The organism is Nesterenkonia sp. K-15-9-6, from assembly GCF_052656005.1.
In genome coordinates this window covers 60,694-86,042 of the sequence record NZ_JBQYEY010000006.1, presented here as the reverse complement: position 1 = coordinate 86,042, position 25,349 = coordinate 60,694, and the positions used below count along the sequence as shown (strand labels likewise).

The window sequence follows — 25,349 nt, the reverse complement described above, 5'->3', positions numbered from 1 at the left end:
ACGTCTCCTGGCCACTGCTGCTCACCTCTTCCGTTCCCGCCCGGCCGCGCTGGGGCGGGTCGGTCTCGTCTCTCCATCATCCCGCAGCGGCGGGCCCGGTCACAGGGCGGCCCGGACCTCCAGGTCGCCGCGGGGGTCGACGTCGCGAGTCGCCTCCGCGTAGGCCTTCACGGCCTCCACCGCCTCCTCGGAGAGGTCCTGGGGCACCTGCACGTCCACGACGACGAGCATGTCCCCCTGGTGGGACTTCCGGCGGACCCCGTGCCCCTTCAGCCGAAGGGTGCGGCCCGAGGTGGTGCCGGCGGGGACCTTGATCCGCACCTTCTCCCCGTGCACGGTGGGCACTTGGACGGTGGTGCCCAGCACGGCCTCGTCGAAGGAGACGGGAAGGTGGATGCGGATGTCGTCACCGTCGCGCTCGTAGAACCGGTGCGGGGTGATCGCCACCTCCACCAGCAGGTCGCCGGCGCCGCCGGGTCCCTGCTGGCCCTTTCCCTTGACGCGGACCTTCTGGCCCTCCTTCACCCCGGCGGGGATCCGGACGTCGATGACGTTGCCGTCCGGTTCGCGCAGCCCCACCGTGGTGCCGCGGACGGCCCCGGCGAAGGAGATGGTGGTCTTCGCGGTGCGGTCGGCGCCCTTGGCCGGCGCGCCCCCGCCGAAGCCGCCGCCGAACCGGCCGCCCATGCCACCGAAGATGTCGGAGAAGTCGGGGCCGCCTCGACCCCCGCGGCCGAAGCCGCCGGCGTCGCCGAAGAGCCCGCCGAAGATGTCCTCGAATCCGGAGGCGCCGCCGGCGCCGCCCGGGGCTCCGGAGAAGCGGGCGCCCGAGCCCATGGCCCGGATGGCGTCGTACTGCTCCCTCTGCTGCTTGTCGGAGAGCACGGTGTGGGCCTCGGAGACGTCCTTGAACTTCTGCTCAGCGGCCTCGTCCCCCGGGTTCTTGTCCGGGTGGTACGTCCGGGCGAGCTTCCGGTAGGCCTTCTTGATCTCGTCCTCGGACGCGTCCTTGGAGACGCCCAGGATGGCGTAGAAGTCCTTGTTGATCCAATCCTGCGAGGCCACGGCGCCTCCCTCCCTGCTTCTCTTCTGCGACCCCGCCGGGCGGGGCCTGTGCGTGGTGCGCTGTCTGTGTGCCGACGTCGTGGGCTGCGACGCTCCGCGACGACGGCGTCGGCCGATCCGTGCCGACGGCCCGGTGCGGGCCGTCGGCACGGAGAGTCAGGCTCGGCTCACTCGGCCGGGCCGGTGGAGACCATCACCTGGGCCGCGCGCAGCACACGGTCGCCGTGGCGGTAGCCCGCCCGCAGCACCGCGGCCACGTGGTCGGCGGGGATCTCCGGGTGCGGCTGCTGCATGAGCGCCTCGTGGACCGACGGGTCGAAGGGCACGCCTTCTTCGTCGATGCGCTCGAGGCCCTGCTGCTGCAGCAGCGACTCCAGTTTCGCGGCGATGGCCGCGAAGGGCCCGTCGGCCAGGTCACCGGCCTGCCGGGCGGCGTGGATGTCGTCCAGCACCGGCATCAGGCCGGTGATGACGTGACCGACGGTGCGGTCCCGCTCCACGGCCCGGTCCCGCTCCACGCGGCGCCGGTAGTTGACGTACTCCGCCTGGAGACGCTGCAGGTCGGCCTGCAGCTCGGCCTCGCGGTCACCGGCGCTCGACTGGTCCGCGGGGACCTCCTCAAGCTCCGGCTCCTCAGCCACCAGGGGATCCGCACCGGGGTCGGGGGTTCCGGCTGCGTCGGCGACGCTCACCGGATCCCCGGCCTCGGAGTCCTCGGCATCCTCGGCCGGCAGGTCGCGCAGGATCTGCTCGGCCTGGGCCAGCGGGTCCTGCACCGGGTCTGCCGGTGCTGTGCCGGAGCCCGCAGCGGCTTCCTTCTCCTCGGCGCCGGTCTCTCCCTCCACGTGGCGCGGCCGGCCCGTCTCCGGGTCGATCCGGCGCTTGTCGGTGAAGCGGATCGGTTCCTCGGACTCAGGACGGTCCACGCCGTCCCGCTCCGGGTTCTGGTCCTGCTCTGCCATCAGGGACGACCTCTCACTTCTTCTCGTCGGCGTCCTCGTCGACCACCTCGGCGTCGACGATGTCCTCGTCCTCGCCGGAGGCGTCGCCGGCGGGCGCGCCGTCGGTGGCGGCGTCAGCACCGGCCTGCGAGTACAGCGCCTCGCCCAGCTTGGTCTGGGAGGCCTGCAGCTTCTCGAAGGCGGACTTGATCTCGTCGTCGTTGTCCTCGCCCTCGAGCGCCTTCTTCAGGGCGTCGACGTCGGCCTGGACCTCGTCCTTGACCTCGGCGGGGAGCTTGTCCTCGTTGTCCTTGATCAGCTTGTCCACCGAGTACGCGGTGGTCTCGGCGGCGTTGCGCTGCTCGGCGGCCTCGCGACGCTTCTTGTCCTCCTCGGCGTGGGCCTCGGCGTCGGCCACCATGCGGTCGATGTCCTCCTTGTCCAGGGAGGTGCCGCCCGTGATGGTCATGGACTGCTCGGTGCCGGTGCCCTTGTCCTTGGCGGAGACGTGGACGATGCCGTTGGCGTCGATGTCGAAGGTGACCTCGATCTGCGGCACACCGCGCGGAGCCGGGGCGATGCCGGTCAGCTCGAAGGTGCCCAGGGCCTTGTTGTCCCGGGTGAACTCGCGCTCGCCCTGGAAGACCTGGACGGCCACCGAGGGCTGGTTGTCCTCGGCGGTGGAGAACACCTCGGAGCGCTTGGTCGGGATCGCGGTGTTGCGTTCGATGAGCTTGGTCATCACACCGCCCTTGGTCTCGATGCCCAGGGACAGCGGGGTGACGTCGATGAGCAGCACGTCCTTGCGCTCACCGGCGAGCACACCGGCCTGCAGGGCCGCACCCACGGCGACGACCTCGTCCGGGTTGACGCCCTTGTTGGCGTCCTTGCCGGAGAGCTCCTTGACCAGGTCCGCCACGGCGGGCATACGGGTGGAGCCGCCGACCAGGATGACGTGGTCGATCTCGGAGACCTTCACGCCGGCCTCGGTGATGACGTCCTGGAACGGCTTCTTGGTCCGGTCCAGCAGGTCCGAGGTCATGTCCTGGAACTTCGCGCGGGACAGCGTCTCGTTGACGTGCACCGGGCCGTTCTCAGTCATGGCGGCGTACTGCAGGTTGATGTCGGTGGACGTGGCCGAGGACAGTTCCTTCTTCGCCTGCTCGGCGGCGTCCTTCAGACGCGGCACGGCGATCTTGTCCTTGGAGAGGTCCACACCCTCCTTGCTCTTGACCTGCTGGACCAGCCAGTCGATGATCCGCTGGTCCCAGTCGTCGCCGCCGAGGCGGTTGTCACCGGCGGTGGCGCGCACCTGGATGGTGGAGAAGTCGTCCTCATCCTTGCCGACCTCGAGCAGCGAGACGTCGAATGTTCCGCCTCCGAGGTCGAAGACGAGGATGAGCTCGTCCTCCTTGCCCTTGTCCAGACCGTAGGCCAGCGCGGCGGCGGTGGGCTCGTTGACGATGCGGGAGACCTTCAGGCCCGCGATCTCGCCGGCCTCCTTGGTGGCCTGGCGCTCGGCATCGTTGAAGTAGGCGGGCACGGTGATGACGGCCTCGGTGACGTCCTCGCCCAGGTAGGACTCGGCGTCGTGCTTGAGCTTCATCAGCGTGCGGGCGGAGATCTCCTGCGGGGTGTAGGTCTTCTCCCCGATCTCCTTCTTCCAGTCAGTGCCCATGTGGCGCTTGACGGAAGCGATGGTGCGGTCCGGGTTGTTGACGGCCTGACGGCGGGCGATCTCGCCGACGAGGACCTCGTCGTCCTTGGAGAAGGCGACGACGGACGGGGTGGTGCGGGCGCCCTCGGCGTTGGCGATGACGGTGGGCTCGCCACCTTCGAGGACGGCGACGACGGAGTTGGTGGTTCCGAGGTCGATGCCGACTGCACGGGACATGAGGGGACTCCCTTCGATGGACGGTGTCGCTCCGGGGTGGAGCGCAGGTCTGCTTGAGTGAACCAGGCTCAAGTCTCCACCTCGGGAATCGTGGTGTCAAACTGACTTGAGTCGACTCGACTCAACTTTTCATGTCCTGTCCAACAGAGGTGCTGCGGCATCCATTCCCGACGACGGCGAGCCCCTCTCGACGCGGCTCCACACCCTCGGCCCCGATCCACGCCCCCGTCACACGTCGAGTGGCGGATCCACTGCTGCTGGATCGCCGATCGCGCCCGACAGCCGCAGTGAATCCGCCACTCGAGGCGGTGATGGGATCCGATCAGTCCATCGCGATGCCGATGAGCTTGGTCTCCAGGAACTCGTCGATGCCGGTGGGCCCGCCCTCGCGGCCCAGCCCGGACTCCTTGACCCCGCCGAAGGGTGCCGCCGGGTTGGACACCACGCCCTGGTTGAGCCCGACCATGCCGGACTCCACCGACTCCGCCACGCGCAGCCCGCGCCGCAGGGACTCGGTGTAGACGTAGTTGACCAGGCCGTACTCAGTGGAGTTGACCGCGGCGACGACCTCCTCCTCGCTGTCGAAGGGAGTCAGCGCCGCCACGGGCCCGAAGATCTCCTCGTCCCGCATCCGCGCGGACTCCGGGACGTCGGTGAGCACAGTGGGCCGGTAGAAGAACCCGCCGCCGTCGAGCGCCTCGGCCCCGGTGAGCACACGTGCGCCGCCGGAGATCGCGTCCTGGACCAGCTCGTCGACCTTGTCCCGCTGGTTCGCATCGATCATCGGACCGACCTTCACGCCGTCGTCGACACCGCGGCCGACCGTCAGCTCGGACATCCGCTCGGTGAGCAGGCGGCCGAACTCCTCGATCACGCTGCGGTGGACGAAGATCCGGTTGGCCGCCGTGCAGGCTTCGCCCGAGTTGCGCATCTTGGCCAGCATGGCGCCGTCGACGGCCTTATCCAGGTCCCCGTCCTCGAAGACCACGAACGCAGCGTTTCCGCCGAGCTCCATGGAGGTCCGCAGGACCCGGCCCGCGCACTGCTCCAACAGCGTCCGCCCCACCGAGGTGGAGCCCGTGAAGGAGAGCTTCCGGGCGATGCCGGAGCGGATCAGCGGCTCCATGACCTTCCCGGAGGTGGAGGTCGCCAGGATGTTCACCGAGCCAGCCGGAGCGCCGGCCTCGGAGAGGATCTCACCCAGCGCCAGCATGGACAGCGGCGTCTGGGCGGCGGGCTTGGTCACTGAGGTGCAGCCAGCCGCGATCGCGGGCCCGATCTTCCGTGCACCCATCGCCAGAGGGAAGTTCCACGGGGTGATGAGGATCGAGGGCCCCACCGGCTGGCGGGTCACCAGGAAGCGCGAGCCGCCGGCGGGGGCGGTCTGGTAGCCGCCATCGATGCGGGTGGCCTCCTCGGCGAAGTGTCGGAAGAACTCGGCGGCGTAGGCGACCTCCCCCTTGGCCTCGGCCAGCGGCTTGCCCATCTCCAGGGTCATCAGCAGGGCCAGGTCGTCGATGCGCTCATGCATCAGCTCGAAGGCGCGCATGAGGATGTCGGCCCTCTTGCGCGGGGGCAGCGCGGCCAGCTCGGCCTGCGCCCGCTCGGCGGCCTTCAGCGCGTCCCAGCCATCCTCCTCACTGGCGTCCGCGACGGCGCACAGCACCTCCCCGGTGGAGGGGTCGACGACGTCGAGCGTGCGCCCTCCCCGGGCGTCGACCCACTGGCCGTCGATGAACAGCTGCTTCGGCGCCTGGGCGACCACGTCGGCCTCCCGGTGCGATGTCACGGTCTCAGCGGTGGTGCCTGTCATCTGGACTCCTTCTCACGCTAGATCTGCAGCCAGGCCTCTCGCCTGGCCTCACACGTGGTCTCTCGACGTGGTGCTCACGATACGCCCGCCCCGCGGGGCCGGTCACGGGTGCGACGACGCCGACCATGGCCATCCCGGCCACGGGCTGACATCCGCACCCCCACCGAGTAGCCTAGGCCACGGACGGATTGTCAACAATCAGAATGAGGTGCACCGGTGACGGCTCTCTCCCCCCTCCTGAAGCAGGCGACCCCCGTGGTGGCGACCCACGGCGAAGGCGTGAACCTCTACGACGCCGAGGGCAGGCGCCATCTGGACTTCACCGCCGGCATCGGGGTGACCAGCACGGGCCACTGCCACCCGAAGGTGGTGGAGGCCGCGCAGGCCCAGGTCGGGAAGCTCATCCACGGCCAGTACACAACGATCATGCACGAGCCGCTGCAGCGTCTCACCGAACGCCTCGGCGAGGTGCTGCCGGCGGGGCTGGACTCCCTGTTCTTCGCCAACTCCGGCTCCGAGGCCGCGGAGGCAGCACTGCGCCTGGCCCGCCAGGCCACGGGACGGCCGAACATGGTGGTGTTCCAGGGCGGCTTCCACGGGCGAACCGTCGCCGCGGCCTCACTGACCACCTCCGGCACCAAGTTCAAGGCCGGCTTCTCGCCGCTGATGCCCGGCGTGGTGGTCTCCCCCTTCCCCAACCCGACGCACTACCGCGCCTACGGCTTCGACGAGGAGCAGGCCACGGACTTCGCGCTGCGGGAGCTGGACCTGGTGCTGCAGACCCAGTCGGCACCCGCGGACACCGCGGCGTTCCTGGTGGAGCCGGTGCTCGGCGAGGGCGGCTACGTCCCGGGGAACCGCCGGTTCTTCGAGGGCCTGCGCCAGCGGGCCGACGAACACGGCATCCTGCTGATCCTCGACGAGGTGCAGACCGGCTTCGGCCGCACCGGCGAATTCTGGGGCCAGGACCACTTCGGCGTCTCCCCAGACATCATGATGTTCGCCAAGGGCATCGCCTCCGGCTTCCCGATCTCCGGCATCGCCGCCTCCGAAGAGCTCATGGCCAAGGCCCGCCCGGGCTCCCAGGGCGGAACCTACGGGGCGAACGCGGTCGCCTGCGCCGCAGCCGCCGCCACCCTGGAGGTCATCCAGAAGGAGGGGCTGGTGGACAACGCCGCCGCCCGCGGCGCCCAGCTGCGCGCCGGACTGGAGCGGATCGGTGAGCAGCACTCCCAGGTGGCCGGGGTGACGGGACTCGGCCTGATGCTGGCCGTGGAGTTCGTCGACGCCGACGGCGAGCCGGACGGGGCGACGTCGGCCGCGGTCCAGCAGGAGGCCGCCCGGCGCGGCCTGCTGCTGCTGAACAACGGCATGTACGGGCAGAACGTGCGCCTCATCCCCGCGCTGGTGGTCACCGAGGCCGAGGTGGACGAGGCCCTGGGCCTCTGGGAGGAGACCCTGGCCGCCGTGCTCGGCTGAGCACATCCCCCCTGCCTCTCCCCCACGCAGCAGCTGTGGCCGGCCTCGGGTGACGAGGCCGGCCACAGCTGTCTCGCACGTCACGCCGTCGCGCCGTCCACCCCCTCCTGATCGCCTCTGACCTGCGATCGTGCCGACATCACCCCTGGCGAGCGAGCATCCAGGAAACGTCCGGATTAGCGCTTTAGCTCAGCATGCGATTCCATGGGAAAAATGACCACCATTCATCAGAACCCGTCGCCGGTCCCTGCGGCGGATGAGGGGAAGTCGTTCTTCGGGCATCCGCGGATGCTGTTCAACCTGTTCTCGGTCGAGCTGTGGGAGCGCTTCTCCTTCTACGGGATGCAGGGCATCCTCGCCTATTACATGTACTTCTCGGTCGCCGACGGCGGCCTGGGGATCGACCAGGGCCTGGCCCTGAGTCTCGTGGGCGCCTACGGCGGCTCCGTCTACCTCTCCACCATCCTCACCGCGTGGATCGCGGATCGACTGATCGGTGCCGAGCGCACACTGTTCCATTCGGCGGTGCTGGTGATGATCGGCCACATCGCCCTGGCCGTGCTGCCCGGCGCGGCCGGGCTCGCCGTCGGACTCGTCTGCGTCGCCGTGGGCTCGGGCGGGGTGAAGGCCGCCGCCGGCTCCCTGGTGGGCACCCTCTACACCCGCGAGGACCCGCGCCGCGACGCCGGGTTCTCCATCTTCTACATGGGGGTGAACATCGGCGGGCTCATCGGCCCGCTGCTCTCCGGGCTGCTGCAGGACCGCATCGGCTTCCACTGGGGCTTCGGCGCCGCCGCGGTCGGTATGGTCATCGGTCTGGTGGTCTACACGCGGGGCCGCCGCCGGCTCCCGGACTCCGCCCATGCGGTGGTCAATCCGCTGCCCGCCGCGCTGCGCCGCCGGTACGGCTTCGGCGCGCTGGCCGCCGTCGTGCTGATCTCCGGGCTCTTTGCCACCGGCGTGCTCACCGCGGCCAACCTGGCCACGGTGATCGCCGGGGTGGTGATCGTGGCCGCGGTGGTCTACTTCGTGGTGCTGCTGACCTCTCCGAAGGTCGACCGCGACGAGCGCAGCCGCGTGGTCGCCTTCATCCCGCTGTTCATCGCCTCCACCGCATTCTTCGCCCTGTTCCAGCAGCAGTTCACCTTCATCGCCGTGTACTCGGAGCAGCGCCTGGACCGCAGCATCTTCGGCTGGGAGATGCCCGCCAGCTGGGTGCAGTCCATCAACCCGCTGTTCATCATCCTCTTCGCCGCAGTCTTCGCGGCCCTGTGGACGACGATGGGAGACCGGCAGCCCTCCACTCCGCTGAAGTTCGGCGGCGCGCTGGTGGTGATCGGCATCGCCTATCTGCTGTTCATCCCTCTGGAGTCCCTGGAGCGGACCCCGCTGCTGGCGCTGGGCGGCATCCTGCTGCTGGTCACCTGGGCGGAGCTGCTGATCAGTCCCATCGGCCTGTCCGTGGCCACCAAGCTGGCCCCGGTGGCGTTCACCACCCAGATGCTGGCGCTGTTCTACCTGTCCATCGCCCTGGGCACCACGCTGGCGGGCATCCTGGCCGGCTTCTACACCGCAGGCCAGGAGGTCGCCTACTTCATCACCCTGGGCGGGGTGTGCGTCGTGCTGGGCGTCGCCTTGGCCGTGGCCTCACCGAAGCTGGTGAAGCTCATGCGCGGGGTGCGCTGAGGCGCCCCTCGCGCAACCTCAGTGCCCGTGCTCCTCAGCGGAGCCGAGGTCCGGCTGATCCAGTCGCGGCGCGACGTCGACGTCGTCCTCATCTCCGGGGTCCACCACCACGAACTGGCCCATCATGCCCTGGTCCTCATGCCAGAGGAGATGGCAGTGGTACATGTACGGGACCTCGGTGCTGGTGTGCTCACCGAAACGCATGATCAGCCGCAGCGGCTCGTGCGGCGGCAGGTAGACCGTGTCCTTCCAGCCGGCCAGCTCGGGCGGCGGGGCCTGCCCGCCCACGGTGAGCACCTGGAACTGGACGTCGTGGACGTGGAAGTTGTGCGGCTGGCCGTGGCTGTTCCACACCTCCCAGATCTCGGTGCTCCCGGCCGTGACGACCTCGTCGATCCGGTCCATGTCCATCAGCCGCCCGTTGATCCGATTGGTGCGCAGCTCGAAGCCGCGCACGGTGCCCGCCTCGCGCTCCTCCAACGACTCCAGCGGGACCAGACGCTCCGGCATCGGCGGTGCCGGGCGCAGCGTCGCCGCGGCACGCAGCAGCAGCAGATCCAGCTCATCCCGGGACCCCGTGGTGTCGGCCATGCCCCGGGTGATGCCCAGCTCCTGCGGGAAGGAGCGCAGCACCGCCTCCTCCCCGGGCTCCATGTCCACCAGGATCTCGGCACGCTCCCCAGGAGTCAGAGTGACTCTGTCCAGCTCCACCGGAGCCGGAAGCAGGCCGCCGTCGGAGGCGATCATCGTCATGGGCCTTCCGTCGGCGAACCCGACGGCGTAGCTGCGCGCCCCCGAGCCGTTGAGGACCCGCAGCCGGGTGCGCGCAGCCGTGACGTCCAGGACGGGCTCCGCCGTCCCGTTGACCAGCACGGTGTCTCCGAGCATGCCGTTGTTCCGGCGCCCGCTCTCCACCAGTCGGCCCCGGGAGTCGAAGCTGCGGTCCTGGAGGATCAGCGGCACGTCATCGACCCCGTACTCCCGCGGCAGGTCCAGCGCCTGCTCCTCGTCGTCGTCGAGGATGAACATCCCCGCGATCCCCCGGTGCACGTGAGCCTCCGTCTGCCCATGCGGATGCGGGTGGTACCAGAGGGTGGCCGCCGGCTGGTCGATGCGCCAGGACGGCTCCCAGGTCTGACCGGGCTCCACCATCTGGTGTGGGCCGCCGTCGGCCTCCGCCGGCAGGCGCATACCGTGCCAGTGCAGACTGGTGGCCTCCGGCAGCGCGTTGGCGAACCGGATCTCCACGGTGTCGCCGCGGCTCGCCCGCAGGGTCGGACCCAGGTGGTCGCCGTCGATCCCCCATGTCTCGGTGGGCCCGGCATCCACGATCTGCGAGCTTCCGGTCTGCGCAGTGAGCTCGAAGATCCGGTGAGCGCCGTCGTCGCTCTGCTCATCGATCACAGGCTCCGCCAACGGTGGGATGTGCAGCGGGTTCCGGAAGTCCACCTGGCCGGCGGTGCTGCGCGGGGTGCGGATCTCCGCGAACCCGCAGCCGAAGAGGCTCGCGACGACGGCCAGCGCCACGGTGCCCCCGCCGGCGGCTCCCCACCGCAGCAGGTGGCGACGGTCCATCTCAACCATGGGGACCTCCCGTCGGGACCGGGCGGGCCAGGGGGTGGCTCACCGGGTCGACGTCGTGCCGGGCGGGAAGGGTGGTCCGGGTGCGCCGGGAGCGGGGACGCGGCCTTCGCAGCGCCACCAGGCACAGCCCAGCGGCCAGCAACGTGATGACCACGCCCAACGGCACGTGGATGCTCAGCAGGTGCAGGTGTCCGAGCGCGACCTGTGCGATCTCCAGGATCACCAGCCCCAGGGCCATCACGGGCGCCCAGGCGCTGCCTCCGCCCGGCATCCAGGCCAGGACGCCCAGCACCACCAGCACCATGGAGACCAGGATCAGGGTGCCGCCGACGGCGGCGTGGGCCAGCAGCGGCACGGCGTGGCCGTCCAGGGATCCGCCGGCCAGGAACGGCTGGGCCAGCACCATCAGCGCGTGCAGGATCACGACGGCGGAGAACAGCCACCGCAGGGTCAGGGCGAGGCCGCCGCGCGGCCCGCCCGAGTCATGTCTTTCCATACCTCCGACGCTAGGCGCCGGCGCAGGCGGGAGGACATCGCCTCCGGGCGACAGGGAACCCGGAGACGACCCTGAGGAGACCCGGACACGATGCCCGGACTCCTCGGCAGGGGGTCACCACACGCGGGACGTCAGCTCCGGGTACTTCGGGGACATGTCATCGCCGGAGGAGCGGCCGGTCACCCGACGCTTCACCCACGGGAGCAGGTGCTCCCGGCCCCAGCTGACGTGGTCCACCGTCCGCTCCACCAGCGTCTGGGGCGGCAGCTCGTCGATCTCGGGGTCCTCGATCTCATCGGTCTCGCCGAGGACCTCCAGGACCTGCTTGGCCATCTCGGTGTGCCCGGCGATGCCCAGGTGCATGCGGTCCACGTCCCAGTAGCGCCAGTCCTGGAACTGCTTCATGTGCCAGAAGTCCACCAGGTCTGTGTCGAAGTCGTCGGCGATCTTGCGGACGTGCTCGTTGTAGATGGCCGTGCGCCCGCGCGTCATGTTGAACAGGGGCGCCTTGGCGGAGTCGAATCCGGTGAACAGCACCACCCGGGCCCCGGTGTCGACCAGCTTCTGCGCCGCGAGGCGGTACCTGGCCATGAGCCCGTCGATGTTGACCGCGGGCCGCAGGATGTCGTTCCCCCCGGCGTAGAGGGTCACCAGGGTCGGCTCCATGACCAGGGCTGCCTCGAGCTGCTCCTCGATGACCTGCGTGAGCTTCTTGCCACGGATCGCCAGGTTGGCGTACCCCCAGGAGGAGTCGTTGGCGATCAGCTGGGCGGCGACCCGGTCAGCCCATCCCCGGCAGTCATTGGGGCTGGAGGGGTCGATGTCCCCGACACCCTCGGTGAACGAATCGCCCAGGGCCACGAACCGCTTCTCGAACGGGCCGTCGAGTTCATCTGACGCTGACATGCACGAGCTCCTCGGAAGACGATGGGACACCACCCATCACACTATCGCGCGCCGCGCTCTGCAGCATCCATCGGGGGATTCCTCGTGGTCCCAGGGCTGGTCCGGGCCTGGGACCACGAGGAATCCCCCGATCGATGAGCCGCAGCCGAGCTCAGTCCAGCAGCTCTCGGATCTGCTCCTCGGTCAGCGGCCGGACCTGCCGGTCCTTGACCAGGAAGGCCAGCTGGGCGGAGACCTCCAGCTCCTCGGCCGCGTTCGACGCCGACTCCAGCGTCTCCCCCGCCACGATGGACCCGTGGTTGGCCAGGATCACGGCGGGCCCCTGGGACGCCGCGGCGCGCAGCTCCGCGTCCACCTCGGCCGATCCGGGACGGTAGTACGGCACCATGGGCACCTCGCGCCCGACCCGCATCACGAAGTACGGCGTCAGTGCCGGGATCGCCGGGCCGTCCTCGGCCAGGCAGCTGACCGCCGTCACATAGGTGGAGTGCAGATGCACCACGGCCTGCGCCTCGGGGCGCGTCTCATAGATCGCCCGGTGCATGACCACCTCCTTGGAGGGCCGCGGCCCTCCCACATGCCGCCACTGGTGGTCCAGCTCCGCCAGCTCATCCACGCTCAGCCGCCCCAGGGATGAGTTGGTGGGCGTCATGAGGAACCCATCGGCCGTGCGCACGCTCAGATTCCCCGCGCTGCCCACGGAGAACCCCCTGTCGAACAGGCTGGCTCCGATCTCCACCAGCTGTCGACGCAGCTCAGAGTCACTCACGCACTGGTCCTTCCTTCTCGATGCGGTTCAGTCATCATGCGAAGACGCTCACCGTCAGCAGGGTGACCAGGCTGACGCCCCAGGCGATCGTCGTCGGGACCGACCAGGTGAGCATCTGGTGCTTGGCATTCGTGACGCCGAGCATACGGTTGACCACCCAGAACATGCTGTCATTGAAGTAGCTGAAGAACATGGACCCCAGGCAGGCGGCCTGAGCGGCCAGCACCATATTCACATCCATGGGGGCCATGATCGGCGCCGAGATGGAGGCGGCGGTGATGATCGCGACCGTCCCGGATCCCTGGATGGCGCGCACCAGCGTGGCGATGACGAAGGGGATCAGCACCGCCGGCAGCGCCAGCCCGGCCGCCCACTGGCCGATCGCGTCGCCCGTGCCGGACTCGCGCAGCACCGCCCCGAGGGCACCACCGGCACCGGTGACCAGCAGGATGATGCCGGCCGACTCCACGCCCTTCTCCAGGTCCGCGATGGTGCCCTGTCGGTCCTGGCCGCGGGTCAGACCATAGATGGCGATGAGCACACCGATCAGCAGCGCGATCACCGGGTTGCCGAAGAAGGCCGCCGTCTGCACGAACCAGTCCGGCAGCGAGATGACCTCGGCCTCGGTGAGGTTGGTGGAGAACGTGTTGAGGAAGATCAGGATGATCGGCGCGAAGATCGGCATCACCGAGATGGCCAGCGAGGGCAGCTCCTTCTCCCGCTCGGCGGCACGCTCCTCGAACTCCGCGAACGCCTCCTTCGGGGAGAGCCTGTCCCCCGTGTCGGCCTCGATCATCGCCTCGATGCGCGGACCCATGACCTTCGCGTAGATCACCACGCACAGCAGCGAGGGGATGGTCAGGATCGCACCCCAGAGGATCATCTCCCCGACGCCGACGCCGAAGATCCCGGCCGCGCCCAGGGGCCCCGGCGTGGGCGGCACCGCGTGGTGGGTGACGGTCAGGCCGCCGGCGAGCGCGATGCCCAGGGTCAGCAGAGACCGCCCGGACGTGCGGCTCAACGACTTCACCAGCGGGGTGAGGATCACGAAGGCGCTGTCCACGAAGATCGGGATCGAGATGATGAACCCGGCCCCGGCGAGCGCCCATTCCTCTCGCTTGCGCCCCAGCCAGCGGATCAGCGTCACGGCGAGCTTCTCGGCCGCGCCGGAGGCCTCCAGCACCCGGCCCATCATCACGCCCAGTCCGATCACCAGACCGATGGTCGACAGGGTCGCACCGAATCCGGTGGTGATCGCCTCCACGACGGCGGCCGGGGCCATCCCCGCGGCCAGCCCGGCGATCGAGGCCGCGATGACCAGGGCCAGCACCGCGTGCACCTTGGTCCGCAGCACCAGGAAGATCAGCAGCGCGACGGCGGCGGCGAGGCCGACGACGGCGGTGATCTCCGTGAGACCTGCAGCTTCTTCTGTCATGGTGTCCTCCTTGACACACGACCGTCCCGGGACCGGGACGGAGTCCTGTTCTCAGCCGATGGACTCGGCTGCCTCGATCTAGTCGACGAACTCGGCGTGATACTGCCGCACGGCGTCCTCGAAGCTGGCGTCGGGGCGGAAGCCCAGCGCCAGGACCCGGTCCACGTCGAAGGCTCCGGGCCAGGAGCGCACGATGCGGCTGATCCGCTCGTCGTGCTCATGGGAGACCCGGGCCAGGGCCTCAGCACCGCCGACCGCTTCGAGGGCGTCCAGCATCTCGGCGACCGTGACGGTCACCCCGGGCAGGTTCAGCACCCGCCAGGCAGGCAGGTGCTCGGGGTTCAGCCGGGCGGCGTGCACCAGGTTCGCCACCACCGTGTCCGGGGAGGACAGCCACAGCCGGGTGTCCCGCGGCACCGGGCACACCGCCTCCTCACCCTGGAGCGGCTCGCGGATGATGCCGCTGGCGAAGGAGGACACGGCGGTGTTCGGCCGACCGGGTCGCACCGAGATGGTGGGCAGACGGCAGATGCGGGCATCCACGAAGCCGCGGCGGGAGTACTCGTTGACCAGCAGCTCCCCGATCCCCTTGGTGGCCCCGTAGGTGGACTCGGGCTGCACCCCCTGAGTCTCGGGGACGACGTCGGGCATCTCCCCGCCGAAGACGGCGATGGAGCTGGTGAACACGAACCGCGGGGCGGTGCCGACAGCGCGGGCGGCCTCCAGCAGGTTCCGGGTGGCGTCGACGTTGACCTCCAGGGCGAGGTCGACGTCGTCCTCCGAGCCGCCGGAGAGCACCGCGGCCAGGTGGTAGATCACCGAGGTCTCGGCGTCGACCAGCTGGGCCAAGGTCTCGGGATCCCCGACGTCGCCCACCACGGAGCGCACGCGCGGATCGTCGACGGGGCATTCGGCGAGGTCCAGGGAGACGACCTCGTCCACCTCGACGGCGAGGTGGCCGGCGTCGTGAGCTTCCAGCAGGGCGGTGATGACACGGCTTCCGAGGAAGCCGGCCCCTCCGGTGACGAGGGCTTTCATGGGTGGTCCTTTCAAAGGCGGGTCGATCAGTGGGGGCGGGTCGATCAGTGGGGGCGGGTCGGTCAGTGGGGCGGGTCGGTCAGCAGCAGGTCCACGCCGAGATCGCGGGCACGCTCCCGGGCGGCCTCGGGAAGCTCAGGGTCGGAGACGAGGCCGTCGAAGGCGCCGAGGGGCACGGCCTTGAAGGCGGCGACCCGGCCGTACTTGCTGCTGTCGGTGACCAGGTAGCTGTGGGCGGCGTTCTCCACCAGCGCGCGCTTGACCACGGTCTTCGCATCCGAGGGGACCGAGAGTCCCCGCAGGTCGAAGGAGGAGGCGGAGACGAAGGCGATGTCGATGTTGTAGCCGTCGATCTCCGCGGCCGTCACAGGGCCCTGCGTGGAGAGGTTGGCGCTGTCGAGCTGGCCGCCCAGCACATGGACCCGGGCCTGCGGGTGCTCCCCCGCGGCGGCGGCCACGGCCAGGTCGTTGGTGATGATGTCGCCCGGACCGGCGGCGCCGTCGGCGGCCATCCGGACCAGTCGGCGCGCCAGGGCGAGCATGGTGGTCCCGGCATCGAGGTAGACGACGTCGCCCGCGCCGACCAAGACGGCGGCTCGCGCCGCGATGGCCTCCTTCTCCGCGGGCCGGAGTCCGAGCTTGGTCTGGTGGGTCGCGTCCAGGGCGATGCGCGAGGGCAGGGCGACCCCGCCGTCCACGGAGACGAGCCGCCCGGCCTCCTCCAGGCGCCGGATGTCCCGGCGCACCGTCATATGGGAGACCCCGAGCGTCTGGGTCAGCGCGGCGATGCTGGCCGAGCCCTCCTCCTCGACCAGGTGCAGGAGGCGACGGCGGCGTTCGTCGGGAATCATCGGGCCTCCCCCTGGAACCGGTGGAGCCAGCCGAGCCCGGCTGTGGTCTCTCCGGCGGGCCGGTACTCCGCTCCGATCCACCCGGTGTAGCCGACCTCGTCCAGCACGCCCAGCAGGTGCTGCAGGTCCAGCTCCCCTCCGTCGGGCTCGTGGCGGTCCGGCACCGAGGCGATCTGCACGTGCGCGGTGATGTCCGCCGTGGCCCGGATGAGCTCGGACAGGTCACCCTGGATGATCTGCGCGTGGTAGAGATCCAGCTGGAGGGCCACCGCGGGGTGGTCGATCTCGGCGATCATCTCCCGGGCCAGCTCCACCAAATCCAGGTGATAGCCGGGCATGTCACGGGTGTTGATGGGCTCGACGAGCACGGTGACCCCGTGGGCGGCGGCCTGCTCCGCGGCGTACCGCAGACGGGCCACGTACCGCTCACGGATCTGCTGTGCAGACCCCGCATCCGTTCCGGGAACCCCGGCCATGACGTGCAGCCGGCCGCAGCCGAGGGCCTGTGCGTACTGCAGGGCGGTCTCCACGCCGGCGCGGAACTCCTCCTCCCGCCCGGGCAGGGTCGCCAGGCCGCGCTCTCCGACGGACCAGTCGCCCGGAGGCATGTTGAACAGCACCTGCTCCACGCCCGCGGCGCGGCGGGCCGCGGCGACGACGGCGGCGTCGTGGTCGTAGGGGAACAAGTACTCCACGCCGGTGAAGCCGGCGTCGGCGGCCGCCTGGAAACGGTCCAGGAAGGGCAGCTCGGTGAACAGCATGCTCAGATTGGCGGCGAAGCGGGTCATGTCAACTCCCGGAGGCAGTGTCAGGGGTGGGGTCAGCGGCGGTCGCGGGAACCATCCGCTGAGCTGCGGCGAAGAAGTCCTCGTCCCCGAAGTTTCCGGATTTCAGCGCGAGGTCGAGACGGTCCGGGCCGTCCGCGAGCGTCCGCGTCCACGGCACGCCCGGGGCGATCTGCGGGCCGACCTCGAAGCCGTCCACGCCCAGCGCCTGGGTGACGGCCCCCGAGGTCTCCCCACCGGCGGCGATGAACCGGGTGGTGCCAGCCTCGCGCGCGGCGGCGGCCACACGGCCGAAGAACTCTTCGACGGCGGCGGAGACCCGGGCGGCTCCGTGGCGGTCCTGCCAGGCGCGCACCTCCTCCGGAGGGGCGGTGGCGTAGACCAGCGGGGCAGTCTCGGCGTCGTGCTGGGTCTGCCGCACCCAGGCGGCGGTCTCCGCGGCGTACTCCGCGCCGCGGGCGATGACCTGGTCGACATCGACCGCTCGACTCGGCGCCTGCGCGCAGTAGGCCTCGACCTGCCGGTTGGTCATCTCCGAGCAGGACCCGGAGAGCACCACGGCGGCGCCGCCGGTGAAGCCCCAGGCCTCCGTGCCACCGGAGCCGCCACCAGACACTCCGGACGCCGCGCCAGTGAGGCTGCGGGCCAGGCCCGAGCCGATCCCGGACCCGCCGGTCACGAATCGGAGATCCCGGACGGCCGCCCCGATGATGTCCAGCTGATCCATGTCGATCGTGTCGATCACCGCATACCGGGCCCCGTCGACCCGGGCCTCCTGCAGCGCCTCACGGACCGCCGCGGCTCCGCGGGCGACGACGGCATGCGGCACCTTCACCGCACGCCCGGCGCTCTGCGCCTCCATCAGCCGCAGGAGATCAGAGTCCCGCATCGGCGTCACCGGATGGTCGCGCATGCCGGACTCGTGCAGCGGCTGGTGGTGGACGAAGAGATTCCCCTGGTAGACGGTGCGTCCGTTGACGGGCAGGGCCGGCACCAGCACGGTGAGGTCCTCCCCCAGGTGATCGAGCAGCGCGTCCGTGGCCGGACCGATATTGCCCTCCGCGGTGGAGTCGAAGGTGGAACAGTACTTGAACTGGATCCGCTCGGCTCCCAGAGCCTCCAGCAGACGGCACGCGTCCAGGCTCTGCGCGACGGCCTCGGACGCCGGGATGGACCGCGACTTCAGACTGATGACCACCGCATCGACGTCGGCCGGCAGCCCGAGGGCGGCGGCGAGATCCGCCGCCGAGCCGTGCGCGTCCTGCGGGGTCTGGGCCCGGATCGACCCGTCGGGCTGGACAGGACTGTTGAGCTGCAGAGGTTCGTTGAGCTGCAGAGGCCCATTCAGCTGAACGGTGCGCAGCCCGGCGGCCACAAGGAAGCCGGCGATGTCGGTCGCGCCGGTGAAGTCATCGGCGATGACGCCGAGTCGAAGCGGCATCCTGCGCCCCTCTCTGGTGAACTCTGCTCTCTGGTGAACTCCGCGGCGCCGCCTCGGCGGACACCGGATGTTGCGATCTGTGAACCTCGCACGCTGGGTTCACATACGCTAACATCATGGGTGCCGTCCTGTGAAGCGGATCACGCCCACCATCTGTCAGGAGCGACCCATGAGCGCCACGCCCACCACCTCTCCCCAGCCCGCCCTGCGCGTCACCTTCGTCGGTGTCGGCGCGATCGGCCTGCCCATGGCCGAACAGATCGCTCGCGCCGGCCATCAGGTGACCGGGGTGGACCCCTCCCCTGCGCGCCGCCCACTGGCCGCTGAGCTCGGCCTGGCCACGGAGGAGGCTCCGGACTCCGCGCAGGACGCCGACGCCGTCGTCGTCATGGTGGCCACCCCGGAGCAGCTGGACGCGGCCGTTCTGGGCGACGACGAGGCGTCACCCGGCCTTCTGGCGCGCATGCGCCCGGGAGCCAGCCTGATCGTGATGAGCACGGTGGGCCCCGAGGCGGTGCGGGCCCTCGCGGACCCGGCTGCCGCGAGGCAGGTCCGGCTGCTGGACGTCCCGGTGACCGGCGGTGTGGCCGGGGCGCAGAAGGGCGCGCTCCGCCTCTTCGCCTCCGGCGCACCCGGCGACGTCGCCGCAAACCGTGATCTGCTGGGCACGATGGGCACCGTGGTCGACTGCGGCGAGCAGGTCGGACGCGGGCAGGCGTTCAAGGGCGTGAACCAGCTGCTGTGCTCGGTGCACATCGTCGCCGCCGCCGAGGCCCTGGCCCTCGCGGAGACGCTCGGCCTGGAGGCGGAGACCGTCCTCGACGCGGTCTCCGCCGGGGCCGCGGCATCGTGGATGCTGGCTGACCGCGGCCCGCGCATGCTCGAAGGCCTCGCCGGCGTCGAGCCGGAGGTGCGCAGCGCGGTGGGGATCTTCGTCAAGGACTCCGGGCTGGTGGCGGAGATCGCCGCCGCCCACGACCTCGACACCCCGCTGCTGCGTGCCGCCCAGGCGAAGTACGCCGAGGCCGCCGCAGCCGGGCTCATCGGCCAGGACGACTCCCAGGTGATCCGCACCTACCGCTGAGGCGCGCTCCTCAGCCGGTCAGCCGTGCAGCGGATTCGCTCCGGGCGGGATCTCCTCGGCGGCCAGCGGGCTGGGCGCCGTCGCGCCCTCGGGGAAGGGAGACCCTCCCAGCCGCTCCCGCCCGTGGGCGGAGAGCCAGCTCCCCAGCTCCGGTCCCTCCGGGACGATCTGCGTGGGGTTCACGTCCTCGTGGACCACGTAGTAGTGGCGCTTGATCTGGTCGAAGTCGACCGTGTCGCCGAAGCCGGGGGTCTGGAAGAGGTCCCGCGCGTAGGCCCACAGATTCGGCATCTCGGTGAGCTTGGTGCGGTTGCATTTGAAGTGCCCGTGGTAGACGGGGTCGAAGCGCACCAGCGTGGTGAACAGCCGGACATCGGCCTCGGTGATGTGCTCGCCCATGAGGTACCGGCGGTCGGCCAGCCGATCCTCCAACCAGTCCAGGGCGGTGAACAGGCGGTCGTAGGCCTCCGAGTAGGCACGTTGGGAGCCGGCGAATCCGCACCGGTAGACCCCATTGTTGACCTCGGTGAAGATCCGTTTGATCACCGGCAGCATGTCCTGGATCAGGTCGGTGGGGATCAGATCGGGCGCACCCTCGCGGTGGTGTGCTCGCCACTGGGTGGAGAGGTCGAACGTCAGCTGCGGGTAGTTGTTGGTGACCACGCCGCCGGACGGGATGTCCACCAGGGCGGGCACAGTGATGCCCCGCGGGTAGTCGGGGAACCGAGCGAAGTAGTTCTCCTGCAGGCGTTCGGTACCCAGGACGGGGTCGCGGCCGTCCTCGGTGAGGTCGAAGGTCCAGGAGCGGACGTCATGCACCGGCCCCGGCGTGGCCAGGGAGATGACGTCCTCCAGCCCCAGCAGCCGGCGCACGATGATGGACCGGTGCGCCCACGGGCAGGCCCGCGCCGCCACCAGCCGGTACCGACCGGCTTCCACCGGCCAGGCCTCGGCCCCCTCGGTGAGCCCGGCGATCCGCGGGTCCCCGATGGTCGAGCTCTCCTCCTTGGCAGCGGCCCGGACGGCGTCGACGTCGGCCACCACGCGGTCTTCGATGTAGTTCGTGTCCCGGGTGAACTCCTCACCGGTCACATACGCCCCGGCGGTGGAATGCTCCGTGCCGGCGGTGGGCTGGGGGTCAGCGGTGTCAGCGCTCTCCGTGGTGCGCTCCTGTGCGGGTGCCATGGGGCCAGCCTACGACGCGGCCCCAGCCGGTGGAACAGGCCACAGAGTCACCGTCACCTGGCGTACCGGACGCCCTTGCCGTCCTACAGTGGTGCCATGACCTCGACGACGACGTCCCGACCTGCCGCTGCGCCGCTGTCCGTGCAGCGGCTCCTCTGTGAGAACCCCTCCCCCATGACCCTGGAGGGGACCACCACCTACGTGCTCGCCGGCCGGGACGCCGTCGCCGTCGTCGACCCGGGGCCGGCGGACCACCCGGAGCACGTCGAGGCGATCCTGACCGCCGTCGCCGGGCGTCCCGTGGCGCAGATCCTGGTCACCCACCGCCACCGGGACCACACCGGAGCCGCACCGGCCCTGGCGGAGCGGACCGGCGCCCCGGTCCGCGGATTCGACCCCGAGCAATGCCTCCCCGGCGCCGACGGCCTCTTCCCGCACCCGCTGAGCGACCACGAGCGGATCGACCTGGGCGGGGCGGCGGTGGAGCCGGTGCACACCCCCGGCCACACCTCAGACTCCGTGAGCCTGTTCCTGCCGCAGGCGCAGCTCGTCGCCGAGTCCGGGGACGAACGTCTCGGCCCGGGGCCCGCCGGACCGGCCGCGATGATGCTCACCGGCGACACCCTCCTGGGCCGCGGCACCACTATGCTCGACCACCCGGACGGCACGCTCACCGACTACCTGGCCAGCCTGGAGTGCCTCATCGGCTACGGTGACGCGCTCATGCTGCCCGCCCACGGCCCCGCCCAGCCGTCGCTGGCGAAGACCGCCCGCCGGTACCTGGCGCACCGCCACGAACGGCTGGATCAGGTCCGGGCGCTCATCGCGGAGGCCCGGCAGGGCACGACGACGGCCTCCTCACCCGCTGCGCCCGAGGACCCGGAGCAGCTGGGCCGGATGCTGTACGGCGAGGACAGCCCGGTCCCCCAGCGGGTCACCACACGGATCGCCGCCGCCCAGCTGGACCACCTGCGCAGGCTCGGCGAGATCTGACCTCCGCGGCGCCGACGCAGGCCCACGGACGTATCCGCGCGTAGGCTCTGCTGCATGGGTGAACACATGCTCGTGGAGAATCTGCTCTCCACCTGGTGGATCGTCGTGGCCGCGTTCCTCGCCCCGCTGCTGGCGCTGGCCACGCGCCGCAAGATCCCCGACGTCGTCTGGCTGCTGCTGCTCGGGATGCTCATCGGCCCCTTCGGGCTGCAGCTGGCGGAGCAGACCGAGGCGGTGGGCTTCCTCCGCGAACTGGGCATGGGGTTCCTGTTCCTGCTGGCGGGACTGGAGATCAACACCGACCAGATGCGCGGACGGCAGGGGCGCGCCGCCGCCCTGACCTGGGTGATCTGCCTGGCCTTGGGCATCGGGGCAGGCCTGCTGGTCACCCAGGGGCAGACGCATGTGGCGATCGTGTTCGCCATCGCCTCCACCTCCACCGCGCTGGGCACCCTGCTGCCGATCCTCAAGGACTCGGGCGCCGCTGGCTCACTCCTGGGCGGGGCGACCATGCTGCACGGGGCGCTGGGCGAGCTGGGACCCATCGTGGCCATGTCGTTGCTGCTCTCCACCCGGGGCACGCTCGGTGCGGCGATGGTGCTGGTCGGGTTCGCGGTGGCCGCCGTCGTCGTGGTGCTGGTGCCCCACCGGCTGTTCACCCGCATCCCGCTGCTGGGGCGGGCCATGGCGGTGGGGGCGAACACCACCATGCAGACCACGCTGCGCTTCACCGTGCTGGTCCTGCTGACGCTGATGCTGCTGACCGCGGTGCTCGAGCTCGACGTCGCGCTCGGTGCCTTCGCCGCCGGGATGCTGCTGAGCGCCGTGCTCTCCGGCATGGCCCCCGAGCACGGGCACACGCTGGTGCACAAGGTGGAGGTCATCGGGTTCAGCTTCCTGATCCCGGTGTTCTTCGTGACCAGCGGCATGGGGATCGACCTGGGGTCGGTGGTCTCCCAGTGGCCCATGCTGCTGGGCTTTGTGGCCGCCATCCTCGCGGTGCGCGGACTGCCGGTGTTCCTGCGCGAACAGCTCACCGAGACGCACTCCGGACTGCGCACCGTCCGCGAGCGCCTCGCCCTGGCGCTCTATGCCTCCACGGGTCTGCCGATCATCGTGGCCGTCACGCAGATCGCCGTCTCCTCCGGGCTGATCGACGAGGCGGTCGCCTCCGTGATGGTCACCGGCGGGGCCATCACCGTGCTGGTCTGCCCGATGCTGGCGCAGATGGTGGAGCAGGGCCGGCCGACGGCCCCCTCCTACGACGGCGCCTGAGCGGCAGGGGCTCAGGGGTTCAGAGGCACGGGGGCACGGGCGCTCAGAATGCGCGCTTCCGATAGGGGTGTTCGGACCAGCGGATCTCGGAGACGACGATGCCGTCCGCCTGCAGGTGGTCCACCAACGAGCCGGCCGCGGAGCCGAGCCGGTCGAACGCGTGCGGCTGGGCCACCCCCACGGGGCCCGAGGCGTAGAAGGTCACCTGCAGCACCCGTCGCCCCCGGCGGTTCTCGGTGTATTCCTGAGTGACGCTGAGCTGCCCGTCGGTGACCCCCACCATGGGATGGCCGTCCACGTCTTCCCGGAACGCGTCCATGAATCCGGTGAGCTCTTCGACGACGTATTCCACGGCCTCGAGGTCGTCGGCGTCGATCTGCGCCTCGAGCACGGCCCATTCGTCGTCTCCGAGCGACCTCGGCCCCCACTCGGTCCTCTGTCGCCAGCGCACGGTGAACCCCTCCTTCGCAGCACGGTGCTGCGGTAACAATGTCCCGATCTCGTGTCATGTTGTCCGGGTCGTCAGCGGCCTGGCCGCCGCTGACGGCCATCACAGGCTCCCGGCCGGTGGAGCTGAACACCGGCTGAACGTGTAGGTCCGACCCGTGGAGCCTGTCGATCTAGGATACTGACATGAGTTCCCACACCGCTCTGATCACCGGCTCCACCGCCGGGCTGGGTGCGGCCTTCGCCCGCCAGCTCGCCGCCCAGGGCTATGACCTCGTGCTCGTGGCCCGCGACGCCGACCGCCTGCGGGCCCAGGCCGAATCGATGGCCTCCCAGTACGGGGTGCGCGCCACCGTCCTGGTGGCCGACCTGGTCACCGACGACGGCGTCGGCGCCGTCCAGGAGCGCCTGGCGGACGCGCGGAACCCGGTGCACCTGCTGGTGAACAACGCCGGGCACGGCCTCCCCACGGATTTCCTCGAGTCCGACCTCGACGAGGAGCGGGACCTGCTGCGCCTGCACGTGCAGACCACGATGGAGCTCACCCACACCGCCGCACGGGCCATGGTCCGGCGTCGCGGGGGCCGCATCATCAACGTGGCCTCGGTGGCAGGCTTCACCCCCACCGGCACCTACTCGGCGGCCAAGGCGTGGGTCATCAACTTCAGCAAGGCCGTGCACCAGCAGATGCGCGGCCGCGGGATCACCGTCACCGCCCTGTGCCCGGGCCTGGTGCGCACCGAGTTCCACGAACGCTCCGGCATCAAGGTCAAGGGCGCGAAGCGGTGGATGTGGCTCGACGCCGACGACGTCGTCCGGGAGGCGCTGGCAGCCAACGCCCAGGGCGCGTCCACCTGCGTGCCGTCGCGCAGCTACCAGATGCTCACCGCCTCGTTGAAGTTCGTCCCGGACTCGATGGTCCGCTGGGCCATGGAGCGGCGGGTGGGCGCGCCCACCGAAGGTGAGGCGATCGCCCAACTGGAGCGCGGCCCGCGGCGCGACCACGACGGCACCGCCGAGCCGACCACCGAGGCCATCCGGACCGTGGACGCATACAAGGCCGCCAAGGCCCAGGACAGCCGCGGTCGCGGCGAGGAGAGCGCTGAAGGGTCCGACGGTGCCGTGGAGGTGGCCGACTCGGAGACTCCGACCTCCGAGGTGCCGAGGACTCCGCTGCCCGACGCCGGCGGGCGGAGCTCCAGCGGGCAGGGCTCCAGCGGGCAGGGCTCCGACGGGCAGGGCTCCGACGGGCAGACGTCGGCGCCGTCGGGAAGCATGCAGCTCAACGGACGGAATCCGCTGAAGAAGTGACCTGGGCCGGCGCTGGTCCGACGCTGGTCCGGCGCCGTTGTCAGTGCAGGATGTCGATGACCAGGCGTGAGCCGTCTTCGATGGCGAACACGTCGTAGTCGCGCACCTGGTCCAGGGAGATGTAGTAGCTGGCGGCGCCTTCGAAGACGATCGTCGTCGCGGTGCCCTCCACGAGCGTGTCCAGGTGCGCCCAGTCGGTCTCCATCACCAGGTGGCCCTGGTCTTCTCCCGCGTTGCCGGGCCACAGCCCGGTGACGTGGACCGCCAGGTAGGCGTCCCCGTCCATCTCGATGAGGTGCCCGCTGCCCGGCTGGGTGGGCTCGTCCACATACTCGGTCCGCCACCCCGGGAAGCCGGTGCCGGCGTGGTCGAAGACCACACGGTCGTAGCCGTCATGCGCGCCCAGTCTGACCTCACCGAGCAGCAGGTCCTCATCCTCCGGCGGCGGGACCAGGGCGTCAGGGAATCCGGCGCTCTCCCGCGGCTCGGTGTCGAAGCGGTCGTCGCTGAGCCCCTCCCGGTGCTCGCGGTACTCCGCCTCAGGGGCCTCTGCATCAGGGCCCTCGGCTGCGTCAGGCGCCTCGACCTCCTCCGGCTCGGGCACGTCGTCAGCGGTGTCATCAGGATCGGGATCGTCAGGATCGGCGTCGTCATCTGTCGGGGCTTCGTCCGGGTCCGTCTCCTCCTCCACCACGGAGTCGGGGTCCTCATCCGGAGTCTCGTCGCCGGGGCCGCAGGCTGCGAGGCTCAGTGCCACCAGGCCCGCTCCCAGCAGAGCGGCGGGGCGGTCGTGCCATGGCGTGCGGCGCGCGTCCGGTCCTCGGGGAACCATCGTGATTACTCAGCTCCAGGTCGGGGGCACAGGTCCGGC

General features: G+C 70.4%; 22 protein-coding genes. 6 read left to right on the top strand and 16 right to left on the bottom strand.

Going from position 1 to position 25,349, the window contains the following annotated elements:
- Positions 1 to 99: 99 nt before the first annotated feature.
- From SD455_RS05680 to SD455_RS05665, 4 genes are all read right to left on the bottom strand, one after another.
- Entirely contained in the window at positions 100 to 1,065 is a 966-nt protein-coding gene (locus tag SD455_RS05680) for a DnaJ C-terminal domain-containing protein (protein ID WP_445507492.1), read from the bottom strand.
- A 167-nt stretch (positions 1,066 to 1,232) separates the two neighbouring features.
- Complete coding sequence (locus SD455_RS05675; RefSeq protein WP_445507491.1) at positions 1,233 to 2,027, bottom strand: nucleotide exchange factor GrpE; 795 nt, start codon at positions 2,025 to 2,027, stop codon at positions 1,233 to 1,235.
- A gap of 13 nt (positions 2,028 to 2,040) precedes the next feature.
- The gene (dnaK, locus tag SD455_RS05670; RefSeq protein ID WP_070159185.1) at positions 2,041 to 3,900 is read right to left on the bottom strand and encodes a molecular chaperone DnaK; all 1,860 of its coding nucleotides are present in this window, start codon (positions 3,898 to 3,900) and stop codon (positions 2,041 to 2,043) included.
- Between the two features lie 322 nt (positions 3,901 to 4,222).
- Entirely contained in the window at positions 4,223 to 5,713 is a 1,491-nt protein-coding gene (locus SD455_RS05665; RefSeq protein ID WP_445507490.1) for an NAD-dependent succinate-semialdehyde dehydrogenase, read from the bottom strand.
- Positions 5,714 to 5,929: 216 nt separating this feature from the next.
- Here SD455_RS05665 and SD455_RS05660 point away from each other — a divergent pair, with 216 nt between their 5' ends.
- Together SD455_RS05660 and SD455_RS05655 are read left to right on the top strand one after the other, a co-directional pair.
- Positions 5,930 to 7,192: an aspartate aminotransferase family protein gene (locus tag SD455_RS05660; RefSeq protein WP_445507489.1), complete on the top strand. Its 1,263-nt coding sequence runs from the start codon at positions 5,930 to 5,932 to the stop codon at positions 7,190 to 7,192.
- Positions 7,193 to 7,405: 213 nt separating this feature from the next.
- The gene (locus SD455_RS05655; protein ID WP_445507488.1) at positions 7,406 to 8,878 is read left to right on the top strand and encodes a peptide MFS transporter; all 1,473 of its coding nucleotides are present in this window, start codon (positions 7,406 to 7,408) and stop codon (positions 8,876 to 8,878) included.
- Between the two features lie 18 nt (positions 8,879 to 8,896).
- On the opposite strand, the gene SD455_RS05650 is transcribed toward SD455_RS05655, so the two are convergent.
- The 9 genes from SD455_RS05650 to otnK form a co-directional block, all read right to left on the bottom strand.
- A complete protein-coding gene (locus SD455_RS05650) occupies positions 8,897 to 10,462 on the bottom strand; it encodes a multicopper oxidase family protein (protein ID WP_445507487.1) in 1,566 nt (521 codons plus the stop codon).
- On the bottom strand, positions 10,455 to 10,958 hold the full coding sequence (locus tag SD455_RS05645) for a hypothetical protein (protein ID WP_070159189.1): 504 nt from the start codon (positions 10,956 to 10,958) through the stop codon (positions 10,455 to 10,457). Before SD455_RS05645 ends, SD455_RS05650 begins: the two co-directional genes overlap by 8 nt.
- A 114-nt stretch (positions 10,959 to 11,072) precedes the next feature.
- Positions 11,073 to 11,864: an SGNH/GDSL hydrolase family protein gene (locus SD455_RS05640; protein ID WP_445507486.1), complete on the bottom strand. Its 792-nt coding sequence runs from the start codon at positions 11,862 to 11,864 to the stop codon at positions 11,073 to 11,075.
- A 151-nt stretch (positions 11,865 to 12,015) separates the two neighbouring features.
- Positions 12,016 to 12,633, bottom strand: coding sequence for a 3-oxo-tetronate 4-phosphate decarboxylase (otnC, locus tag SD455_RS05635; RefSeq protein WP_311025237.1), 618 nt, complete (start codon positions 12,631 to 12,633; stop codon positions 12,016 to 12,018).
- Positions 12,634 to 12,667: 34 nt separating this feature from the next.
- Entirely contained in the window at positions 12,668 to 14,068 is a 1,401-nt protein-coding gene (locus SD455_RS05630) for a GntP family permease (RefSeq protein ID WP_070159192.1), read from the bottom strand.
- Positions 14,069 to 14,146: 78 nt separating this feature from the next.
- A complete protein-coding gene (gene denD, locus SD455_RS05625) occupies positions 14,147 to 15,106 on the bottom strand; it encodes a D-erythronate dehydrogenase (RefSeq protein ID WP_070159193.1) in 960 nt (319 codons plus the stop codon).
- A 62-nt stretch (positions 15,107 to 15,168) separates the two neighbouring features.
- Positions 15,169 to 15,957 carry a DeoR/GlpR family DNA-binding transcription regulator gene (locus SD455_RS05620; RefSeq protein WP_445507485.1) on the bottom strand — a complete coding sequence of 263 codons (789 nt, stop codon included), beginning with the start codon at positions 15,955 to 15,957 and terminating at the stop codon, positions 15,169 to 15,171.
- Complete coding sequence (otnI, locus tag SD455_RS05615; RefSeq protein WP_445507484.1) at positions 15,954 to 16,745, bottom strand: 2-oxo-tetronate isomerase; 792 nt, start codon at positions 16,743 to 16,745, stop codon at positions 15,954 to 15,956. Before otnI ends, SD455_RS05620 begins: the two co-directional genes overlap by 4 nt.
- Position 16,746: 1 nt before the next feature.
- Complete coding sequence (gene otnK / locus SD455_RS05610; protein WP_445507483.1) at positions 16,747 to 18,183, bottom strand: 3-oxo-tetronate kinase; 1,437 nt, start codon at positions 18,181 to 18,183, stop codon at positions 16,747 to 16,749.
- Positions 18,184 to 18,352: 169 nt separating this feature from the next.
- On the opposite strand from otnK, the gene SD455_RS05605 reads away from it, so the two are divergent.
- A complete protein-coding gene (locus SD455_RS05605) occupies positions 18,353 to 19,267 on the top strand; it encodes an NAD(P)-dependent oxidoreductase (protein ID WP_445507482.1) in 915 nt (304 codons plus the stop codon).
- Positions 19,268 to 19,285: 18 nt separating this feature from the next.
- Here SD455_RS05605 and SD455_RS05600 read toward each other — a convergent pair whose 3' ends face one another.
- Complete coding sequence (locus SD455_RS05600) at positions 19,286 to 20,452, bottom strand: glutathione S-transferase family protein (protein ID WP_445507481.1); 1,167 nt, start codon at positions 20,450 to 20,452, stop codon at positions 19,286 to 19,288.
- A gap of 96 nt (positions 20,453 to 20,548) precedes the next feature.
- Between SD455_RS05600 and SD455_RS05595 the strand changes: the two genes are divergently transcribed.
- Together SD455_RS05595 and SD455_RS05590 are read left to right on the top strand one after the other, a co-directional pair.
- Positions 20,549 to 21,445 (top strand): MBL fold metallo-hydrolase, encoded by an 897-nt coding sequence (locus SD455_RS05595; RefSeq protein WP_445507480.1) that lies wholly within the window; start codon positions 20,549 to 20,551, stop codon positions 21,443 to 21,445.
- A 54-nt stretch (positions 21,446 to 21,499) separates the two neighbouring features.
- Complete coding sequence (locus SD455_RS05590) at positions 21,500 to 22,720, top strand: cation:proton antiporter (RefSeq protein WP_445507479.1); 1,221 nt, start codon at positions 21,500 to 21,502, stop codon at positions 22,718 to 22,720.
- A gap of 43 nt (positions 22,721 to 22,763) precedes the next feature.
- Here SD455_RS05590 and SD455_RS05585 read toward each other — a convergent pair whose 3' ends face one another.
- Positions 22,764 to 23,171 carry a hypothetical protein gene (locus tag SD455_RS05585; RefSeq protein WP_445507478.1) on the bottom strand — a complete coding sequence of 136 codons (408 nt, stop codon included), beginning with the start codon at positions 23,169 to 23,171 and terminating at the stop codon, positions 22,764 to 22,766.
- A 182-nt stretch (positions 23,172 to 23,353) separates the two neighbouring features.
- Between SD455_RS05585 and SD455_RS05580 the strand changes: the two genes are divergently transcribed.
- The gene (locus SD455_RS05580) at positions 23,354 to 24,478 is read left to right on the top strand and encodes an SDR family NAD(P)-dependent oxidoreductase (protein WP_445507477.1); all 1,125 of its coding nucleotides are present in this window, start codon (positions 23,354 to 23,356) and stop codon (positions 24,476 to 24,478) included.
- 40 nt (positions 24,479 to 24,518) lie between these two features.
- On the opposite strand, the gene SD455_RS05575 is transcribed toward SD455_RS05580, so the two are convergent.
- Positions 24,519 to 25,310 (bottom strand): AMIN-like domain-containing (lipo)protein, encoded by a 792-nt coding sequence (locus tag SD455_RS05575; protein WP_344681461.1) that lies wholly within the window; start codon positions 25,308 to 25,310, stop codon positions 24,519 to 24,521.
- Positions 25,311 to 25,349: the final 39 nt, after the last annotated feature.

Excerpts from the sequence above, each read along its gene's own strand:
- SD455_RS05675 (WP_445507491.1), bottom strand. The coding sequence starts at position 2,027 with ATGGCAGAGCAGGACCAGAACCCGGAGCGGGACGGCGTGGACCGTCCT.
- dnaK (WP_070159185.1), bottom strand. The coding sequence starts at position 3,900 with ATGTCCCGTGCAGTCGGCATCGACCTCGGAACCACCAACTCCGTCGTC.
- SD455_RS05665 (WP_445507490.1), bottom strand. The coding sequence starts at position 5,713 with ATGACAGGCACCACCGCTGAGACCGTGACATCGCACCGGGAGGCCGAC.
- SD455_RS05655 (WP_445507488.1), top strand. The coding sequence starts at position 7,406 with ATGACCACCATTCATCAGAACCCGTCGCCGGTCCCTGCGGCGGATGAG.
- SD455_RS05650 (WP_445507487.1), bottom strand. The coding sequence starts at position 10,462 with ATGGTTGAGATGGACCGTCGCCACCTGCTGCGGTGGGGAGCCGCCGGC.
- SD455_RS05645 (WP_070159189.1), bottom strand. The coding sequence starts at position 10,958 with ATGGAAAGACATGACTCGGGCGGGCCGCGCGGCGGCCTCGCCCTGACC.
- SD455_RS05640 (WP_445507486.1), bottom strand. The coding sequence starts at position 11,864 with ATGTCAGCGTCAGATGAACTCGACGGCCCGTTCGAGAAGCGGTTCGTG.
- SD455_RS05630 (WP_070159192.1), bottom strand. The coding sequence starts at position 14,068 with ATGACAGAAGAAGCTGCAGGTCTCACGGAGATCACCGCCGTCGTCGGC.
- denD (WP_070159193.1), bottom strand. The coding sequence starts at position 15,106 with ATGAAAGCCCTCGTCACCGGAGGGGCCGGCTTCCTCGGAAGCCGTGTC.
- SD455_RS05620 (WP_445507485.1), bottom strand. The coding sequence starts at position 15,957 with ATGATTCCCGACGAACGCCGCCGTCGCCTCCTGCACCTGGTCGAGGAG.
- otnI (WP_445507484.1), bottom strand. The coding sequence starts at position 16,745 with ATGACCCGCTTCGCCGCCAATCTGAGCATGCTGTTCACCGAGCTGCCC.
- otnK (WP_445507483.1), bottom strand. The coding sequence starts at position 18,183 with ATGCCGCTTCGACTCGGCGTCATCGCCGATGACTTCACCGGCGCGACC.
- SD455_RS05605 (WP_445507482.1), top strand. The coding sequence starts at position 18,353 with ATGAGCGCCACGCCCACCACCTCTCCCCAGCCCGCCCTGCGCGTCACC.
- SD455_RS05600 (WP_445507481.1), bottom strand. The coding sequence starts at position 20,452 with ATGGCACCCGCACAGGAGCGCACCACGGAGAGCGCTGACACCGCTGAC.
- SD455_RS05595 (WP_445507480.1), top strand. The coding sequence starts at position 20,549 with ATGACCTCGACGACGACGTCCCGACCTGCCGCTGCGCCGCTGTCCGTG.
- SD455_RS05590 (WP_445507479.1), top strand. The coding sequence starts at position 21,500 with ATGGGTGAACACATGCTCGTGGAGAATCTGCTCTCCACCTGGTGGATC.
- SD455_RS05580 (WP_445507477.1), top strand. The coding sequence starts at position 23,354 with ATGAGTTCCCACACCGCTCTGATCACCGGCTCCACCGCCGGGCTGGGT.
- SD455_RS05575 (WP_344681461.1), bottom strand. The coding sequence starts at position 25,310 with ATGGTTCCCCGAGGACCGGACGCGCGCCGCACGCCATGGCACGACCGC.